Below are 2,224 nucleotides of genomic sequence, written 5' to 3'. Positions count from 1 at the left end.
CTGTCAATTTCAAAAATTGATTTTCAAGCATTTTTGAAAGTTGAGTTACAGAAACTTCATTTGGTGTTAGTTTTTTAATTTTTATGGGGTGTCTATTTTATTATTTTTATATAAATTTTGAAAAATGAAATCCCAAAAATTCAAAGCTAAAAAATGAAGCAAAATCTCAAGTAAAAGAATTTAAAAAATTAGGTTCTAACAATTTAATAAATCTAAATAAAAAAGTTGGTTTAGTTAAATCAAAACTAAATCAACACACTTTATTGATTGGTGCTACTGGTTCAGGAAAAACTACAACAGCATTATCAATAATCAATCAACTTGTATATAAGTTAAACCAAACTGTGATCATAATTGGTGGAAAAGGTGACAGTGATTTAATCAGCAAAGTTAAAACTATTAATAATAATGCTTTTATTTGAACAATAAATGGGGATAATCAATATAATCCCTTTGCTTCAAAAAGTCATATTGTTTTGGCAGATAAAATTATGAGTTTATTTGATTTCACTGAACTACACTATCAAGCAATTGCACATAGTTATTTATTAATTCTTTTAGAAGCTTTGGTAAATAACAAAATTGAAATGACTTTATCAAACATTATTAAATATTTTTCAAAAGAAAATTTAATAAGTTTAATTGATAGTAATGATAAAAATTATGATTATTTAACCACATTTAAAAATGATGATATTCAAGGTCTAGAAAACAGATTAAATGTCTATAATGAACAATTAAATCAAAGTATTGGTTTAAAAAATGATTTTTCTTTAATAGTTAAAAATCATAAAGTTATTTTATTTTCTTTGAATTCATTAGACTATCCCCAATTAGCTAGCAACATTGGTAAATTACTTATTCAAGATTTAAAAGAGTTTGCTTCTATAAAACCACGAGAACAACAAATTAATATTATCCTTGACGAATTTAATGTTTTTGCAAGTGATAGTATTATCAATTTAATTAATAAAACTAGAAGTTTTAACTATCAATGTTTTTTATGTTTTCAAACAATTAATGATTTAAAAACAGACAATAAAGATTTAACAGACACTATTTTTGGAAATACAGCTAACATTATTGCACATAATGTCAAAGACCCAAATAGTGCTGAATACCTTGCCAAAGTTTTTGGAACTAAAACTTCTCAAAAAATTACTAAACAATATGATACCAAAAATAAGAAAAGTTCAAAAGGGTCTATTCGCGAAGTTGAAGAATATATTGTTCATCCAAATGATTTAAAAAAATTAAAAGTTGGACAAGCATACTGCAAGATAATTTTAGAAAATTCAATCAATTTTATTGACAAAATTATCATCGAAAAATACTAAGAAAATACCAAGAATGCTCTTGGTAATGTAAATGAAATTTTCCCCCAACCTATAAAGCAATTTCATTACTTTACCACAGATTATCTCGCTCCCCCAACGTAAACTTATGAGTGACCGAGGTAATCTGTTTAGGTTGGGGGAGAAATAACTTTTTCTTTCTTTTGAAAAAGAAAGAAAAAGTCCGCGCGAAAGCGCTTCCCAAAAAGAAAGAAAACCTTTAAAAAAGGTTATCACATTAGCAATTAAGGAGTTGAAACAAAATGGAACAATTAAAAATATTAGAAATCATCAACCGATGAGGATATCTAAATACCTATCAAATTTCTTTATTATTAAATAAAGAAATTAACGCTGTTGATTGATTAATTAGAGCTTTAATAGACAAAAAATTAATTCGAGTAGATAAATTAACTAGAAAAAACATCTACATGCTTTCAAGTTTAGGAAACCGAAAACTTGGCAAAAAAAGTAAAAGTATAAGAATTAACTATAACGAATTACAACATCAAGATTTACTAATCAAATGACTAGCACAACAATTCATATCAAACAGAAAAAGAACTAAAAGCAGAAAGCTATCGTGAAAAAGGATATCCTGACTTATTAGTTCACTATGAAAATAAAATCATGATTATTGAATTTGAACGAAGTAGAAAAACCAAACAACGAATGAGACAAAAGTTTGATGGATTACGACATTACTGTAAAAATGGATATGATGTTTTGTTCTTAGTTCCAAATGAAAGCATGAAAAAGTTCGTTGATGAGCAAATCAAAATCTATAACTGAAAACTCGCAACTTTCAAAACCCAAATATTTAATTTTGGTTAAAACTTAACTAATTGTAAAATACACAAAATTTGATAACATGTAGTTGTTATCCGATA

At 25.8% G+C, this 2,224-nt stretch carries 2 protein-coding genes; both read left to right on the top strand.

Going from position 1 to position 2,224, the window contains the following annotated elements; genetic code table 4:
- A partial coding sequence (locus M0D11_RS05745; RefSeq protein WP_252320920.1) for a type IV secretory system conjugative DNA transfer family protein occupies positions 1-1,337 on the top strand: 1,337 nt, incomplete at its 5' end.
- Between the two features lie 260 nt (positions 1,338-1,597).
- Entirely contained in the window at positions 1,598-1,960 is a 363-nt protein-coding gene (locus M0D11_RS05740; protein ID WP_252320918.1) for a hypothetical protein, read from the top strand.
- Positions 1,961-2,224: the final 264 nt, after the last annotated feature.

This window comes from Spiroplasma endosymbiont of Lariophagus distinguendus (genome assembly GCF_023846195.1).
GTDB lineage: Bacteria > Bacillota_I > Bacilli_A > Mycoplasmatales > VBWQ01 > Spiroplasma_E.
The sequence above is the reverse complement of the archived record's forward strand: the minus strand, read 5'-3'. Positions and strand labels throughout refer to the sequence as shown.